The organism is Amycolatopsis sp. SB7-3 (assembly GCF_041021335.1).
Taxonomy (GTDB): Bacteria; Actinomycetota; Actinomycetes; order Mycobacteriales; family Pseudonocardiaceae; genus Amycolatopsis; species Amycolatopsis japonica.
Map to the genome: position 1 here is coordinate 301786 of NZ_JBFPJQ010000003.1, position 16576 is coordinate 318361.

A 16576-nucleotide genomic window follows, 5' to 3' on the forward strand; every position below is an offset into this window, starting at 1 on the left:
AAAGAAGAGAAGACGCCATGACACGTATGCGCCTCTCCCGGATCGTCGCCGGTCTCCTGGTCACGGGGCTTTCCGTCGCCGGACTCTCCTTCGCCTCCGCCGCGAGCGGGCCGCCACCGGATCCCGCCGCCCCACCCGCTCCGGCTGCGCTCGCCGAAGTGCCGTTGACCCGCACAGTGTCGGCGAGCAGCGCGTTGCCCGGTTATCCCGTCGCGAACGCCGTGGACGGCAACCAGGACAGCTACTGGGAATCAGCCAACAACGCATTCCCGCAATGGATCCAGGCGGACCTCGGAACGGCCAAAACCCTGTCGCGGATCGTGCTGAAACTGCCGTCCGGCTGGGAATCCCGCACCCAGACGCTGGCCGTGCGCGGAAGTACCGACGGCTCGGCGTTCACCGACCTCGCCGCGCCGACCGGTTACGCGTTCACCCCCGGGACCAACACCGTCACGATCCCGATGACCGCGTCGGCCCGCTACGTCCGGCTGCAGGTCACCGCGAACACGCGCTGGCCCGCGGCGCAGCTTGCGGAATTCGAGCTGTACGGACCGGACACCGGCGACACCCAGGCGCCGAGCGCGCCCGCGAATCTCGCGCTGACCGAGCCCGGCGCCGGTCAGATCCGGCTGACCTGGACGGCTTCGGCGGACAACGTCGGGGTCACCGGGTACACCGTCTACCGCGACGGCACGCCGGTCACGACGATCACCGGCACCACGTTCACCGAATCCAGGCCCGCCGGGACCCGGGTCGAGTACTTCGTGCGCGCAAAGGACGCGGCGGGCAACGAATCCGGCGACAGCAACCACGTCGTGCGCTCCGGAACGAGCGCGGGCGCGAACCTGGCGGCAGGTAAACCGATCGAGGCCACCTCGGTGGTCCATTCGTTCGTCCCCGCCAACGCCAACGACAACGACACCGCCACGTACTGGGAGTCCGCCGCGGGCTATCCGAACTCGCTGACGGTGAAACTCGGCGTCGACGCGGACGTCGACTCGGTCGTGGTGAAGCTCAACCCGGACGCGATCTGGGGCGCGCGGACGCAGAACTTCGAGATACTCGGCCGCACGCAGGGCGCCACCGCTTTCACTTCCCTTTCGGCACGTGCCGACCACCGCTTCGACCCGGCCACCAACCAGAACTCGGTGGTCGTACCGGTCAGCGGACGGGCATCGGACGTGCGCCTGCAGTTCTTCGCCAACTCCGGCGCCCCCGGCGGTCAGGTGGCGGAATTCCAGGTGATCGGCACGCCCGCGCCGAATCCGGACCTCGTCGTCACCGGCACGTCGTGGACGCCGGCGAATCCGACGGAGACCAGCCGACTCGCCGTCTCGGCGACGGTGAAGAACACCGGCACCGCGAACGCGGCCGCCACGACCGTGAACGTCAGCCTCGGTGGCACCGTCGTCGGCGAAGCGGCGGTCGGGGCGCTCGCCGCCGGCGCGTCCACGACGGTGACCGTCGACGCGGGAGCGCGTCCACAAGGGACGTACACCGTGGCCGCGACCGCGGATCCGGCGGGAACGGTGGCCGAGCAGAACGAAACCAACAACACCTACACCCCGCCGACCGCGCTGGTCGTCGCGCAGGCGCCGGGGCCGGATCTCGAGGTCACCGGTATCACGTCGAATCCGCCCAACCCGGCGGCGGGTTCGGCCGTGTCCTTCACCGTCGCCGTGCACAACCGAGGCACGAGCCGCGCGGACGCTTCGGTGACGCGGCTGGCCGTCGGCGGCACCACGCTGACCGGCGCCACCGGTGCGATCGAGGCGGGGACCACCGCGAACGTCGCGATCGCGGGCACGTGGACCGCCGCCGACGGTGGCGCGACCCTGACCGCGACGGCCGACGCGACCGGCACGGTCACGGAGACCAACGAGGCCAACAACAGTCTCTCGCGGGCGATCGTCGTGGGCCGTGGCGCGGCTGTCCCGTACGTCGAGTACGAGGCGGAAGCCGCGCAGTACCAAGGACAACTGCTGGAAGCCGACCCGTTGCGCACCTTCGGCCACACGAACTTCGCGACCGAGTCCTCCGGCCGCAAGTCCGTTCGGCTGGCGAATCAGGGGCAGTACGTGGAGTTCACGTCGGCGAACGAGGCGAACTCGATCGTCGTGCGCAACTCCATCCCGGACGCCCCCGGCGGTGGCGGACAGGAAGCGACCATCAGCCTGTACGTCAACGGGACGTTCGCGCAGAAGCTGACGCTGTCGTCGAAGCACAGCTGGCTCTACGGCAGCACCGACGACCCCGAAGGCCTGACCAACACCCCGCAGGCCAACGCGCGGCGCCTGTTCGACGAGTCGCACGCGCTGCTGTCCCGCTCGTATCCGCCGGGCACGAAGTTCAAGCTGCAGCGGGACAGCGGTGACAACGCGGCGTTCTACATCGTCGATCTCATCGACTTGGAGCAGGTCGCCCCGGCGTCGGAGAAGCCCGCGAACTGCACGTCGATCACGGAATACGGCGCCGTGCCGAACGACGGGAACGACGATTCGGCGGCGATCCAGCGCGCGGTGACCGACGACCAGAACGGCGTGATCGCCTGTGTCTGGATCCCGGCGGGGCAGTGGCGGCAGGAGAAGAAGATCCTGACCGACGACCCGAACGTGCCCAACGGCGGCGGCCAGTACAACCAGGTCGGCATCTCCAACGTGACGATCCGGGGCGCCGGGATGTGGCATTCGCAGCTGTACTCGCTGATCGAGCCGCAGAACGCGGGCGGCATCAACCATCCGCACGAGGGCAACTTCGGATTCGACATCGACAAGAACACGCAGATCTCCGACATCGCCATCTTCGGTTCCGGCCGGATCCGGGGTGGTGACGGTGGCGCGGAAGGCGGCGTCGGTCTCAACGGCCGGTTCGGTACCGGCACGAAGATCACGAACGTCTGGATCGAGCACGCCAACGTCGGCGCGTGGGTCGGCCGGGACTACAGCAACGTCCCGGCGCTCTGGGGACCGGGCGACGGCCTCGAGTTCAGCGGTATGCGGATCCGGAACACCTACGCCGACGGCATCAACTTCACCAACGGCACGCGGAACTCGAAGGTGTTCGACTCGTCGTTCCGCACCACCGGTGACGACTCGCTCGCCGTTTGGGCGAACCAGTACGTGAAGGACCCTTCGCAGGACATCGCGCACGACAACGTGTTCGCCAACAACACGATCCAGCTTCCTTGGCGTGCCAACGGGATCGCGGTCTACGGCGGCTACGGCAACAAGATCGAGAACAACATCGTGCACGACACGATGAACTACCCGGGCATCATGCTGGCGACGGACCACGATCCGCTGCCGTTCTCCGGGGAGACGCTCATCGCGAACAACGCCCTGTACCGTTGTGGCGGCGTGTTCTGGGGCGAGCAGCAGGAGTTCGGCGCGATCACGTTCTTCGCGCAGGGCAAGGACATTCTCGGGGTCGTGCTGCGGGACACCGAGATCCACGACTCGACCTACGACGGTGTCCAGTTCAAGACGGGCGGCGGCGTCGTGACCGCGGCCCTCACCAACGTCAAGATCGACAAGTCGAACAACGGTGCGGGCATCCTCGCGATGAGCGGCGCCCGTGGCAGCGCGACCTTGACGAACGTGACGATCAGCGGCTCCGCGAACGGTGATGTCGTCCGTGAGCCGGGGTCGCAGTTCGTGATCAACGGCGCTCCGGTGCCGGCGGTGGTCTCGTCGGGCCGCCGCGGCACCCGGTAAGCGGAATCCGTGCCGGGGGCCGGAGTGGGCGACCACTCCGGCCCCTTGTCACGTCGCGGGGCTCAGCCCCGCCACGGCCAGCCGGAACAGCCGGTCCGCCCGGGCGGCCGGATCCGGGTGGTGCTCGGTGGCCAGGACGATGCCGACGATCAGCGTGATCAGATCCGCGACGGTGACGTCCGGCGACACCGCGCCGTCCCGCGCGGCCCGCCGCAGGAGCGGTTCCCCGGCGTCCTCGATGGCGGCGGAACAGGAGTTCTCCTGTACTGGCCCGTCGTACGAGAGCGCGGCTGCCAGCCCGCGAGCGGAGACGCAGTAGACGACGACCTCGTCCAGCCAGGTCAGGAGTGCTTTCCGGCTGTCTTCTTCGCCGGTCAAGGCGGCGGCGCGGGCGCACAGCGCGGCGATCCGGCTCGCGGAGACCGCCTCCAGCAGCGCCCGGCGGGTGGGGAAGTGGCGGCGCACGGTCGCCGAGCCGACGTTGGCGGTGCGGGCGATCTGCTCCAGCGAGGCGCCGGAGCCGTGGGCCGCGACCTCTTCCTCGGCCACCGCGAGGATGCGCGCGTAGTTCCGCCGCGCGTCGGCGCGCTGACCGTCGGACATGCCTTCACCTCGGTGTTTGCGTAAGTGGCGGGGCCCGCCATATTGTAGCGGACGATAAGTGGCGGGCCCCGCCACTTAGTCGAGCGAAGGAGCCACCATGTCCGCAGCACCCGTTCTGGTCACCGGCGCCACCGGCAGGCAGGGCGGTGCGACCGCCCGTGCCCTGCTCGCGGCCGGCGTTCCCGTCCGCGCCCTCGTCCGCGATCCGGCCAGGGCGAAAGCCGTCGAAGCGCTCGGCGCCGAACTCGTCGTCGGCGATCTCCACGACATCGAGTCCGTGATCCGCGCGGCCCAGGGGGCCCGCGCCGTTTTCTCGGTGCAGATGCCCGGAATGAACGAAGACGGATTCGACTTCGCGGGGGAGGTCACGCAAGGCGTCAACCTCATCGAAGGTGCGAAGGCGGCGGGCGTGCCGCAGTTCGTGCACACCTCCGTTTCGGGAGCCGGTCAGCACGTCGAGGCGGACGGATGGGCCGAAGGCCGCTGGGCATCGATGGAGCCGACGCTGGGCGCCAAGGCGGCGATCCAGGATCGCCTCCGCGAGGCGGGCTTTCCGCGGTGGACACTGCTCAAGCCGGGTTTCTTCATGGAGAACTTCCTGCCCGACATGAAGTTCCTGTTCCCGCGCGGGGTGGACGGCGGCCTGGTGAGCGTCATCAAGCCCTCGACGTCCCTTTCGCTGGCCGCCGTCGACGACATCGGCACCGCCGCCGCGGCGGCCATCGCCGAACCGGACCGGTTCACCGGGGTTGAACTCGAGCTCGCGAGCGACTTCCTGACCATGACCGAGATCGCCGAAGTCCTGTCCGGTGCGCTGGGAACGAAGCTGACCGCACCGGATATGACCGTCGAGCAGGCGGTCGCCGCCGGGATGCCGCCGATGGGCGCTTCGCACGAGTGGCTGAACGTGATCGGTCAGCCGGGGCGTCCGGAATTCGCGCGGGACCTCGGCATCCCGCTCACCGGCTTCGACGACTGGGCGCGGAAATACCTTGCGTGAGGTGTGATCGTCGAGGCATGCGCATCGAACCCCTGCTGGATCATCTCGACCGCGAGGATCCCGGCGGCGTCCTCGGGTTGTACCTCTACGGTTCCGCCGCGGCGGGCGGGCTCAAACCGGACAGTGACGTCGATCTGCTGCTGGTGACCCGAAGGTCGCTCGATGAAGAGGAACGCGCCGCTCTGGTGTCGCTGCTGTTGCGGCTTTCCGGCTGGCGTGGCCACGCCGACCGCTTTCCCGACGCGGCGGACCGGCGTCCGATCGAACTGACCGTGATCGTGGCCGGGGGCGAACCGGCTCGCCGGGATTTCCAATACGGGGAATGGCTTCGGGAAGAGTTCGTCGAGGGCCGTCTTCCCATGCCTGCCGAGGATCCCGATGTCGTGATCCTCGCGGCCACGGCCCATGCGGCGCACCGAGTTCTTCGCGGTGCCGCGCTCGCGGAGGTCGTCGATCCGGTGCCGCCGGATCAGCTCCGCGATGCGGCCCTCGGCGTCATTCCCGACCTTCTGTCCGAGATCGAGGGCGATGAACGCAACGTCCTGCTCACGCTCGCGCGGATCGTCGTGACCGTCGAAACGGGACGGATCGTCTCGAAGGACACCGCGGCGGCGATGGTCGACGGCGGTGTGCTGCTGGAACGCGCGCGGGCGGGATACCTCGGCACGGCTCCCGATGACTGGACCGGGCTTTCGGCCGAGGTGGCCTCGCTCGCGCGCGCTCTCGCGGACCGCGCGAGAGGCGTTTGACAAAGCGGAACACTGCTCCATATGTTTGTGGAACAGTGTTCCGCTTAACTCGCGAAGGAAGTTCACATGAGCACGCCAGTGATCTCGATCGCCCCGGTGGAGCTGTCCACGCCGGACCGGGCCGTGGACCTGCGGCTGCGGATCTCCGTACCGGCGACCGGGAACGAGCTGCCGATCATCCTGCTGTCGCACGGCCAGGGGCCTTCGAACCATCTCTCGTCGTTGCACGGCTACGCCCCGCTCGTGAATCACTGGGCGGCGCACGGGTTCGCCGTCGTCCAGCCGACCCATCTGAGCTCACGGTCGCTGAACCTGCCGCCCGGCGATCCCGAAGCGCCGCTGTACCAACGGTCCAGGGCCGAGGACATGATCCGGATCCTCGACCGGCTCGACGAGATCGAGGACGCCTTCCCGCTGCTGCGGGGCAGGCTGGACCGGGGGAGGGTCGCGGTGGCCGGGCATTCGATGGGCGGGCACACCGCGAGCCTTCTGCTGGGCGCGCGATACACCGATCCCCGCAGCGGTGAGGAAGTACGCCTCGCCGAGCCGCGGATCTCGGCCGGTGTCCTGCTCGCCGCGCCCGGCCGCGGCGGCGACGCGGTCACCGGATTCGTGGCCGAGAACTATCCCTTCTTTCTCGGCACCGACTTCTCCGCGATGACGACCCCCGCGCTCGTCGTCGCCGGGGACAAGGACGACTCCGGTCATCTGACGGTCCGGGGCCCGGAATGGCACACCGACCCGTACTTCCTTTCGCCAGGCCGGAAAACGCTGCTGACCTTGTTCGGCGCCGAGCACGGGCTCGGTGGGGTGTCCGGCTACGACGTCGCCGAGACGACGGACGAGAACCCGGATCGGGTGGCCGCGGTGGGGCACCTCACCTGGGCTTATCTCCGCTCCGAGCTTTACCCGGGTGACACCGCGTGGCAGGCGGCTTGCGAGGAGCTGGCGGCGGCGCCGGATCCGCTGGGCCGGGTCGAGTCGAAGTAGTTCAGCGAACCGCAGGTTCGACGGTGAGGGTTCCCGTCTCCGTGTCCAGGACGGCGGCCGTCCCCAGCGGCAGCGAAAGGGGATCCGGGCCGTGTCCGACGTCGATTCCGCCGAGTACCGGCACGTTCAAGGAACCCAGACGGTCTTTGAAGACGTCGACGAGGGTCCAGCCGCGATCGGTGAAGCCCTCGAAACCGGGGAACCGGCCGAGCGCGATCCCGTGTACGCCGTCGAGCGCGCCTGATCGGATCAGTTGGGTCAGCTGGCGATCGATCTGACCGAGGCCCATCGTCCGCTCGGCCTCGAGGAACAGGAGGGCGCCCGACAGTGAAGGCAGGCCGACGCCGACCGCGTGGGCGATGGTACCGAGATTGCCGCCGATGAGATCCCCGGCGGCCGTGCCGGGCACTTCGGCCGCGACGGTCATGGCCCGTGAATCGCGGTGCAGGACGGCAGGTTCACCGTCCATCAGCAGCCTGCGGGTCGCGGTCGCGGAACGGGAGCCCGCCAGGAAACCGTGGATCCCCGCCAGGCCACAATGCCGCCGGAGTGCGAGGTGCAGGGCGGTGATGTCGCTGAAACCGATCACCGGCTTCGGATCGGCCAGCACCGCGGCGAAGTCCAGGTCGTCGGCGATGCGGTACGCGCCGGCTCCGCCACGGGTGGCGATCACCGCGCGGACGGCGGGATCGCGGAACGCGTCGTCGAGACGGTCTTCGTCCCGGCCGGCGAGGAATCCTCGCTGGTCGAGCGCGTGTTTTCCGATTTCGACCACCAGTCCCCAGCTTTCCAGGACCGCCTTGGTCTCGGCGACCAGTTCGCGGCTCGGAAAGCTGGCAGGGGAGACGAGGCGAACGTGGTCGCCGGGTCGTGGCTTCGGCGCGATCAGGGTGCTGGGCGGGGCCGTCACGCGATGATCGTGTCAGAGCACCGGGATCTCCGCCCACACCGTCTTGAATCCCGCGCCGGTGTCCACGCCCCATTCGGTGCTGATCGATTCCACCAGCGCCAGCCCCCGTCCGTGCGGACTCGTGGGGTCGCTTTTGATCACCCGGTGCGGCCACAGCCGCGGGCGGCGGTCGTCGACCTCGACGCGGACGACGTCCCGTCCCGAGGGGACGGAGACCCTGAGCTCGGCGACACCGTCCGCGTGTTCGTGCGCGTTGGTGACCAGTTCCGTGGTCAGCAGTTCGGTGTCCGCGATCGTGGTGCGCCCGACCTCGCTCAGCCGTTCGCGCAGCCAGGCCCGGACCTCTCCCAGCGGCGGGGCGATGCCGGTGGGGAATTCGTACGTCTGTCGTGTTCTCGTGATACCCACGCGTTCTCCTTAGCGGGTTTCCCAGCTGGGCCAAGAGCATGGGCGCAGCCATCAAATACCCAAGGAGCGCCGGGTTCACACGCGGGCGTTCCCGGCGATCGCGGTGACCCTGATCTCGACCCGCATCTTCGGCGCGCCGAGGGCGGCGACGCCGATCTCGGTCCAGATCGGCGCCCGGTCGCCCATGTGCTCGCGGAACTGCGCCACCATAACGCGGTTGTGGGTCTCGCCGATGAAGCCGGGGACCTCCGGGACGTGGTAGGAGTCGACCGAGACGACGTCGCGCCAAGTGGCGCCCGCGGTGGCGAGGGTGCGGGCGACGTTCTCGAAGGCATTGACGATCTCCTCTTCCAGCGACTCCGGGAAGGTCAAGTCGTCGTCCCAGCCTCCCTGCCCCGAGATCTCGACGCGATCGCCGACGCGCACCGCCTGGCTGTAGCGCATTTCGGCCAGTTGCCGGTCGCCGTAGCCGGGCGTGGCGAAGAACTCCCACCCTGGACCCGGAGGAAGCACTGTGGCTGACCCCTGCCGAAAAGGAGGCCTGGACCGGGCTGGTCTCCTTGGTCCTCCTGCTGCCGGGGCGGCTCGAGTCGCCGTTGCAGCACTACGCCGGGTTGACGCTGTTCGAGTACTTGACCCTCAGTCATATTTCGGAGGCCCCGGAGCGGCGGCTGCGGATGAGTGAACTGGCGTACCTCGCCAACGGCTCGCTCTCCCGTCTGTCCAATGTGGTCAAACGCTTCGAGCAACGCGGCTGGGTGGAGCGGACGCCGGACCCCGGCGACGGCCGGTACACCCTCGCCGTGCTCACCGACGACGGCTACGACGTGGTCGTCGCGGCCGCGCCGACGCACGTCCGTTCGGTACGGGAGCTCGTCCTCGACCCGTTGACCTCGGAGGATCAGCAGGCGCTGGCCCGGATCGCCGCCAAGCTGCGGACGCGGCCCGTGGATCTCGCCTAGCACTTCGAGGCGGTCGAATGTGCGCGCGAAGGTACGTTGTGCGCGCGTCGCGGACTCTGGTCCCCTGGCGGAGTTCATTCCGCACGAAGAGGGGGAACTCTCGTGGTCAAGAAGATATTGGCCGTCTTGTCGGTGTTTTCGGCGGCACTCCTGGGGCTCGCGGGAACGGCCCAGGCCGGGATCGTGCAATGGTCCGACGGTTACGAATCGAACCCGTTCGGTGTATGGGAACGGGGAATCCAGGGCGGTGACGGGCATTCCTGGTTCGATATCGGCATGGGAGTGGCCCGGACCGGCAACAACAACGGCTGGCTCTTCGCGGACAACGGCTGGTCGGCGATGAGGACCGCGAAGTCGCTGAGCAGTTTCCCGTCGAATCGGTCGAATTGCGCCGCTGCGATCTATGCCGACCCGGTCGGTGGCGGAGCGAACATCGGCCTCGAAATCTGGGACCCCAACGGCTGGCGGAAAATCTCCCACACGGTGAAATGGATCGACGACTGGGCGGGCTATCAGCTCATCACGCTCCCCAATCTGAATCTCAACGGCGTGGGTACCGTCTATCTGCAGCCGATCTACGGCAACAACGGCGGGCCGGCGAAGTACATCCGCTTGGACGACGCGATCATCCAGTGCGTCTACTGACGGACCCGATGTCTCGCCGCGGTATCGATCGGCGCGTCACGTTGCGACATTCGGTGACTGTTCGCCGCGTGAATACGGATTCCGCCCGGCCGAGGTGATCACGGAAAAGCAGGAAACTTCGACATCTCTCACGCTGAAGAGTGAGAGATGTCGAAGGCCCTTCGGCTGGACGGTGCAATGCGCACCTGGTTCGAGTAGCCCGGATTCGCGGTAACAGCCCGTTGGGCGGCTTGACACAGGGCGCTCCGGGTGAAGCCCGGCTCTCACGCTAACGAAAATCGAAATATTCCGTCTTTCCGAGGAAGCCCACAGGAATTCCGGCTCCGGCCGAGTCTCGAAAGGGAAGTCCATGTCACGAAGACCACTGCTCGTCGTCTTGGCCGCGGTCACGGCGATGTTCGCCCCCACCGCGGTCGCCGCAGCGGCCCCGCCGGGAGTCGATCCGGCCACGGTCGATCTCACCCTCGACGCGGGGCAGAGCACGACCGTGACCAAGAACGTGACGACCTCGGCCGTGCCGCCGAACCCCGACCTCGTCCTGCTCGCCGACACCACGGGCAGCATGGGCGGGCCGATCGGCAACGTGCGGTCGAACGCCAGCGCCATCACCGGTGACGTGCTCGCCGCGCAGCCGACCGCGCAGTTCGGCGTCGCCGAGTACAAGGACTTCACCGATTCGGTGCCGTTCAAGGTCAACCAGGGCATCACGGGGGACACGACCGCCGTCCAGGCGGGGATCGACCAGTGGGTGGCCGCCGGCGGCGGGGACACGCCTGAGGCCAACCTGAACGCGCTTTACCAGCTGGCCACCGGCGCGGTCGCGTTCCGGCCGGACGGCACCCGCATCATCGCGTGGTTCGGCGACGCGCCGTCGCACGACCCGAGCGGCGGGCACACACTGGCCCAGACCATCGCGGCGTTGCAGGCGGCGAAGATCCGCGTGGTCGCGGTCAACGTCGGCGGTCTCGACGCCACGGGGCAGGCCTCCGCCATCACTTCGGCGACGGGCGGCGTCCTGCTGAACAACGTCCCGGCCGGGCAGGTCTCGCAGGCCATTTTGGACGGGATCAAATCCATCGAGGTCACGGTGACGCCGAAGGTGACCAGCTGCGACCCGCAGCTCACCGTCACCAACGATCCCGGCAGCATCAAGGTGACCAGCGGCGAGGTCGCCACGTTCACCGAGACGATCAAGGCCGCGGCCGGCGCCGCTCCCGGCACGTACCAGTGCGTCGTCGACTACCAGGTCGACGGCGTCTCCCGCGGGTACATCGAGACCACCACGGTGCGCGTGCTCGGCTTGAGCATCAACGACGTGACGGTCGACGAGGGCTCCGGGGGCGCGCAGGTCCCGGCGACGTTCACGGTGTCGCTGCTCGGCGGCCCCAGCCCGAACCCGGTGACGGTCCAGTACGCGACCGCCAACGGGACCGCCACCGCGCCCGCCGACTACGCGGCGGCGAGCGGGACGGTCACGTTCGCCCCCGGGCAGACGGCCAAACCGGTGACCGTCCTGGTCAACCCGGACACGGTCGACGAGCCGAACGAGACCTTCACGGTGAACCTCTCGGCCCCGTCGGGCGCCGGTCTCCTCGACGCGACCGGAGTCGGCACGATCGTCGACGACGACCGTGACGGCGTCTTCTCCTGCACGGGTACCGCGGCGAACGTCCTCGGTGTGACCGCGGCGCGCGCCAACCCGGCGAACCTGCCGTGTGCCGACGACAGCAGCACCGTCGCCGCCGCGACGCTCAACGCCGGTCTGATCAAGGTGGACACCAAGGTGCTGACCGCGTCGACCGATCTGACGCCGGACGACCAGTCGGCGGCTCCGGCCGCGGGCGATCGCGCGCTGGCGTCGGCCAAGATCGACAAGACGGTGATCAGCACGCTCGGGCTGACCATCGAGCTCGGCGTGATCCAGTCGCAGGCGACCGCGACCTGCCAGCCGTCGGCGGGCGGGCTCGCGCCGGTGCTGGCGGGCAGTTCGAACGTCGCTTCGCTGAAGATCAACGGTGAGTCGATCACGGTGGGCTCGGCGCCGCTGACCATTCCGCTGGTCATCGGTTCGCTGAAGCTCAACGGCCAGACCGTGGCGAACGGCGTCGTGAAGCAGCAGGCCGTCGCGCTGGACACCGCGCTCGCGAAGATCGTGCTCGCGGAGTCCCAGGCCGACGTGCACGGAACCTCGGCGCATCCGGCGGGCAACCCCTGCCGTCGCTGAGCCGCTGAACCCCGCCGGGACGGACGGATCCTCGTCCGTCCCGGCGGGACCGGTCAGGGGAGGGCCTTGATCGCGGCCGCGGTGGCGTCGGCGAGGAGCTTGTTGTCGATCTTGGCGTCTTTCTCCGGCCGGTCGGTGAGCACCGAGATGACGATCGGCGCCCGGTTCGGCGGCCACACGACCCCGATGTCGTTGCGCGTGCCGTAAGCCGCCGTCCCGGTCTTGTCGGCGACCGCCCAGCCGGGCACGCCGGCGCGGATGTTCTGGTCGCCGGTGGTGTTGGCGCGCATCATGTCGACGAGGATCTTGCGCTTGTCCTCGGGGAGGGCGTCGCCGAGCGCGAAGGCGCGCAGGCTCACGGCGAGGGCACGGGGCGTGCTGGTGTCCCGGTTGTCGCCGGGCGCCGTGTCGTTGAGTTCGGGTTCGATCCGGTCGGCGTGGCTCGTGGTGTCGCCGATCCCGCGGAACACCGCGTTGAGTCCTTCGGGGCCGCCGAGTTCGCGGAAGAGCAGGTTCCCGCCGGTGTTGTCGCTGTAGCGAAGGGTCGCGTCCATGACGGCGCGCAGCGGCAGGCCCGTCGCCACGTGCTTCTCCGTGACCGGCGAATTGGTGACCAGATCCTGCTGCCCGTAGGTCACCGTGCGGTCCAGTTCGGAGACCGGCGTCCGCTGCAGGACACCGCCGGCGCTGAACACCTTGTGCGTCGAGGCGTAGGCGAAGCGTTCGTCGGCGCGAAAGGCGACCTCGCGGCCGGTTGCGGTGTCCACCGCGTACACCCCGACCCGGGCACCGAAGGCTCGTTCGAGCTGTTCGAAGTCGGCGCTCGCGGACGCCGCGACCGGCGAAGCGGCGGCGGGAGGTGGCGCGGGGGCAGGTGTGGAACACGCGGCGAGTGATACGGCCGAGAGCGCCAGTAGTGCGGCCCAACGGCGAGAAGTGACTGACATGCTCGCAGTCTGTCCAGCTCTGATCATGCTGTCCAAGACACGAATGACGTCTTTCATGCGAAACGCGCATAGTATGTGGTCGTGGACCTGATCGGGAGTTGCCGGGCGTTCGTGAGCGTGAGCGAGGCCGGGACGTTCACCGCCGGAGCCGCGCTCGCGCGTATCCCGCAGCCGGTGGCGAGCCGCCGGATCGCCGCGCTGGAACGGCATTTCGGCGAGCGACTGTTCGACCGCTCCACCCGGCGCGCCGTGCTCACCCCGTTCGGACGGGACATGCTGCCGTCGGCGAAACGGCTGGTGGCCTTGGCCGACACCCTGGAGCACGACGCGCGGCGCGCCAGGCTGCGGCCGATGCGGCTGGCGATGCCGGAAACCTGCACCGTCCGCGAGCTCGCCGAACTCGACGCGGCGGCGCGGGAGCTGGACGTCTTCCTGGAGTTCCGGCAGGCGCCGCCGAGGGAACGGGCGGAACTCGTGCGCACGCAGGAGGTCCGCGCTGCCCTCACCGCCGTCCCCGGCGAGGAGGGCAGCTGGAAGGTGCCGCTCGGGCTGGCGGGTGGCGGCAGGCCGCGCGCGGACGTCCTCCATCTGGAAACGCTGCGGGTCGGCCGGTCGGGCGGTTCGCCTCGGCGGGTCTGGATCCAGCCGGAGGACGACGTGCCGCATCTGCGCGACCGTCTCTTCCGGATCCGCGACGCGGTGGGGCTGCGGCCCGCGCAGGTGTCCGTCGCCGATTCGCTCACCGCGGCCGCGGCGGCCGTGTTCGGTTCGGACGATCTGCTGCTGTGCTCGGCGGCGCAGGCCGGCGAGCTCGGCCTGAACTGGCGGACCATCGGCGAGATCCGGCTCGTGCGCGGGTTCGAGATCACGACGGGGCCCGGCGAGGACGCGCAGCGGCTCCGGGCACGATTGGGGCCGGACATCGCCCGATGTCTCGGCGCGGAGGAGACGACGTGAACACGGAAACGCTGCTCCTGCGGCTGCGCGCCGAACTGGCCGACGGAGGCCTGCGCGGTTCGTTCCTCGTGCGTGATCTGCGGACCGGTTTCGAGGCCGGCATCGACCCCGACCTCGAATTCCCGAGCGCCTCACTGGTGAAGATCCCGCTCGCCGCGGCGACCCTGGAACGGATCCGGCGCGGCGAGCTGGACGGTTCGGCGGCGCTCGACGTCGAACCGGGGCGGGCCACCGCGCCGGGGCCGACCGGGCTGACGCGGTTCCGGCACCCGGCCAGGGTGGCGATCGACGACCTGCTCTACCTGACCATGGCCATCAGCGACGAGACCGCCGCGGACGCGCTGTTCGCGCTGACGCCGCCCGCCGAGGTCACCAGGATGACGCGAGACTGGGGGATCACCGGGATCACCGCTCGGCATCCGGCCGCGGATCTCAGCGACACCCCGGCCGAACGCTTCGACCCCGCCGACGTCCACCTCGCGCACGCGCTCGCGATCAACGCGGGTACGTCGGGGCGAGGCCATCCCGTCCCGCAGCTCGACGTCACGCGCGCGAGCTCCGGTTCGGCCCGCGCGTTCGTGAACCTGCTCGAAGCGCTGTGGAAACCGTCCAAAGTGGACGAACAGGTGGCGGCACGGGTGCGCGAGCTCATGGGGCTCAACCTGTTGCGTCAACGGCTGAGCCCGGATTTCGTCTCCGACGCCACGAAATGGTCGTCGAAGACGGGTACCGTGCTGAACCTGCGGCACGAGGTCGGGGTGGTCGAGCACGCCGACGGCGGGATGTTCGCGATCGCCGCGCTGACCGAATCCCAGGTGCCCGCGGCGATCCAGCCGGAGGCCGAGGTGCTGATGGCCCGCGTGGCGCGGGAGCTGCGGGATCACCTGCGCGAGGGGTGATGTCACGTTCTCCGCCGCTGCCTGGTTCTTGAGGGAAAGGACCGGCGAAGTGGAGGATCGGCATGAAGGTCGTCATCGTGTGCGTTTCGGTGTCGCACGGCAACACGGCGAGGGGCGCCGAAGTCATGGCGAGGGTGCTCGGCGCCCGCGTCGTCAGCCCTGAGGAAATCGAGCCTGCCGACCTCGTTTCCTGTGACCTGGTGGGATTCGGCTCGGGGATCTTCGGCATGGACTTCCATCCGCGCCTGCTCCGGTTCGTCGAGGCGTTGCCGGGGGAGCAGCGGCGGAAGGCGTTCGTGTTCACCACGAGCGGGCTGCCCGAACCGCCGTTCCGGCGCTACCTCCGCCGCCTCGCACGGCTGCTCGGCCACAAGGGATTCGACGTGGTGGGCACGTTCTCGTGCCGCGGTTTCGACACGTGGCTGCCGTTCCGGCTCGTCGGTGGCATCGGCAAGAACTGGCCTGGTACGGCGGATCTCGACGCGGCGCGGCGGTTCGCCGAAGGCCTCGCGGCCTGAGCCGGAACGTGAGCAGGCTCGGTCCGTGATCGCGTCCCGCAGCAGGTCCCGAGGTCTCCCGGCGGGCAGGCAAAAGCGAGTACCCCAGAACTGAGGAAAAGCTCATAATAGTGCCATGACCTGCAAAAATACCGAGGGCGCGCGATGATCCCGCGCCTCAAGGCCCCGGTCTCGCGCAAGATGATCACGCTGGAGGTCCGGGAGCGTGTGAGCCTCAGTCCGAACTTCGCGTCGGTCACGCTCGGCGGGCCGGAGCTGAAAGATCTCGTCGTCACGGGCGCGGACCAGACGGTACGGCTGTTCTTTCCCCGCGAGGGACAGCGCGGGCTGCGGATGCCCACCTTTTCGAACGAGACGTGGATGCCGGAGCTGATGCTGTTGCCCAAATCGGTGCGGCCCTGGGTGCGCACGCTCACCATCCGCCGGGCGAGGCCGGCCGACGACGAGGTCGACATCGAGTTCGCCCTCCACGGGAATTCGCCGATGAGCGAATGGGTCCGCCGCGTGCGACCGGGCGATCCGGCCGGGATCTTCGACATGGGCACCACCTACCGGCCACCGGACGACGTCGGCGCTCAGCTCATCGTCGCCGACGAGAGCGCGCTGCCCGCCGCGTTGGCGATCCTCGACGACGCCCCGGAATCCCTTACCGTGCAAGTGTTCCTGGAAGTCCCCACCGCCGAGGACATCCGGCGGTACGACACGGCCGACGGTGTCCGCGTCCACTGGCTCAGCAGGGACGACCCGGGACTTCGTCCGGGAACGCTGGCCCTGGAGGCGGTTCAGCGGGCATCGTTGCCGCAAGGGCGGTTCTACACCTGGGTCGCGGGCGAGTCCCGGCTGGCGACGTCGTTGCGCCGCCATCTGGTGTCCGAGCGAGGTGCGGCGAAGGCGGACATCTCGTTCGCCGGATATTGGCGGCACGGCTGGAGCTCCCCGGGTTGACCGTTCGTGTCGAGATCCCGCCATGTCGGGTATCCGCCAGCTCGCAGCCGTGTGGGAAACCTGATCACCCGTCTTTACTTCACGTACGGACGTCGGGGGGCTCCTG

16 protein-coding genes are annotated in these 16576 nt (G+C 69.0%); 11 read left to right on the forward strand and 5 right to left on the reverse strand.

Going from position 1 to position 16576, the window contains the following annotated elements:
• The first annotated feature begins 17 nt into the window (after positions 1–17).
• A complete protein-coding gene (locus tag AB8M46_RS26030) occupies positions 18–3713 on the forward strand; it encodes a CARDB domain-containing protein (RefSeq protein WP_394361925.1) in 3696 nt (1231 codons plus the stop codon).
• A 48-nt stretch (positions 3714–3761) separates the two neighbouring features.
• On the opposite strand, the gene AB8M46_RS26035 is transcribed toward AB8M46_RS26030, so the two are convergent.
• The gene (locus AB8M46_RS26035; RefSeq protein WP_378426526.1) at positions 3762–4316 is read right to left on the reverse strand and encodes a TetR/AcrR family transcriptional regulator; all 555 of its coding nucleotides are present in this window, start codon (positions 4314–4316) and stop codon (positions 3762–3764) included.
• 97 nt (positions 4317–4413) lie between these two features.
• Between AB8M46_RS26035 and AB8M46_RS26040 the strand changes: the two genes are divergently transcribed.
• The 3 genes from AB8M46_RS26040 to AB8M46_RS26050 all read left to right on the forward strand — a co-directional run bounded on the left by AB8M46_RS26040 (position 4414) and on the right by AB8M46_RS26050 (position 7055).
• Complete coding sequence (locus tag AB8M46_RS26040) at positions 4414–5316, forward strand: NmrA family NAD(P)-binding protein (protein WP_394361926.1); 903 nt, start codon at positions 4414–4416, stop codon at positions 5314–5316.
• Positions 5317–5333: 17 nt separating this feature from the next.
• Positions 5334–6065 carry an aminoglycoside adenylyltransferase domain-containing protein gene (locus AB8M46_RS26045; protein WP_394361927.1) on the forward strand — a complete coding sequence of 244 codons (732 nt, stop codon included), beginning with the start codon at positions 5334–5336 and terminating at the stop codon, positions 6063–6065.
• 66 nt (positions 6066–6131) lie between these two features.
• Positions 6132–7055 (forward strand): alpha/beta hydrolase family protein, encoded by a 924-nt coding sequence (locus AB8M46_RS26050; protein WP_394361928.1) that lies wholly within the window; start codon positions 6132–6134, stop codon positions 7053–7055.
• A 1-nt stretch (position 7056) separates the two neighbouring features.
• Here the strand turns inward: AB8M46_RS26050 and AB8M46_RS26055 are convergent, their stop codons facing one another.
• The 3 genes from AB8M46_RS26055 to AB8M46_RS26065 form a co-directional block, all read right to left on the reverse strand.
• A complete protein-coding gene (locus tag AB8M46_RS26055; protein ID WP_394361929.1) occupies positions 7057–7965 on the reverse strand; it encodes an LD-carboxypeptidase in 909 nt (302 codons plus the stop codon).
• Positions 7966–7977: 12 nt separating this feature from the next.
• Positions 7978–8373, reverse strand: coding sequence for an ATP-binding protein (locus AB8M46_RS26060; protein WP_037336637.1), 396 nt, complete (start codon positions 8371–8373; stop codon positions 7978–7980).
• A 75-nt stretch (positions 8374–8448) separates the two neighbouring features.
• Positions 8449–8817: a Rid family hydrolase gene (locus tag AB8M46_RS26065; RefSeq protein WP_394362148.1), complete on the reverse strand. Its 369-nt coding sequence runs from the start codon at positions 8815–8817 to the stop codon at positions 8449–8451.
• A 107-nt stretch (positions 8818–8924) separates the two neighbouring features.
• Here AB8M46_RS26065 and AB8M46_RS26070 point away from each other — a divergent pair, with 107 nt between their 5' ends.
• From AB8M46_RS26070 to AB8M46_RS26080, 3 genes are all read left to right on the forward strand, one after another.
• Entirely contained in the window at positions 8925–9335 is a 411-nt protein-coding gene (locus AB8M46_RS26070) for a MarR family winged helix-turn-helix transcriptional regulator (RefSeq protein ID WP_394362149.1), read from the forward strand.
• Positions 9336–9437: 102 nt separating this feature from the next.
• Entirely contained in the window at positions 9438–9980 is a 543-nt protein-coding gene (locus AB8M46_RS26075) for a hypothetical protein (protein WP_378426540.1), read from the forward strand.
• A gap of 349 nt (positions 9981–10329) precedes the next feature.
• Positions 10330–12204: a Calx-beta domain-containing protein gene (locus AB8M46_RS26080; RefSeq protein ID WP_394361930.1), complete on the forward strand. Its 1875-nt coding sequence runs from the start codon at positions 10330–10332 to the stop codon at positions 12202–12204.
• Between the two features lie 53 nt (positions 12205–12257).
• Here the strand turns inward: AB8M46_RS26080 and bla are convergent, their stop codons facing one another.
• Positions 12258–13151, reverse strand: coding sequence for a class A beta-lactamase (gene bla, locus AB8M46_RS26085; RefSeq protein WP_394361931.1), 894 nt, complete (start codon positions 13149–13151; stop codon positions 12258–12260).
• A gap of 75 nt (positions 13152–13226) precedes the next feature.
• Between bla and AB8M46_RS26090 the strand changes: the two genes are divergently transcribed.
• The 4 genes from AB8M46_RS26090 (at position 13227) to AB8M46_RS26105 (ending at position 16470) form a co-directional block, all read left to right on the forward strand.
• The gene (locus AB8M46_RS26090; RefSeq protein ID WP_037336644.1) at positions 13227–14108 is read left to right on the forward strand and encodes a LysR family transcriptional regulator; all 882 of its coding nucleotides are present in this window, start codon (positions 13227–13229) and stop codon (positions 14106–14108) included.
• Entirely contained in the window at positions 14105–15007 is a 903-nt protein-coding gene (locus AB8M46_RS26095) for a serine hydrolase (protein WP_394361932.1), read from the forward strand. Before AB8M46_RS26090 ends, AB8M46_RS26095 begins: the two co-directional genes overlap by 4 nt.
• A 62-nt stretch (positions 15008–15069) precedes the next feature.
• Complete coding sequence (locus AB8M46_RS26100) at positions 15070–15525, forward strand: flavodoxin family protein (protein WP_394361933.1); 456 nt, start codon at positions 15070–15072, stop codon at positions 15523–15525.
• A gap of 144 nt (positions 15526–15669) precedes the next feature.
• Complete coding sequence (locus tag AB8M46_RS26105) at positions 15670–16470, forward strand: siderophore-interacting protein (RefSeq protein WP_394361934.1); 801 nt, start codon at positions 15670–15672, stop codon at positions 16468–16470.
• Positions 16471–16576: the final 106 nt, after the last annotated feature.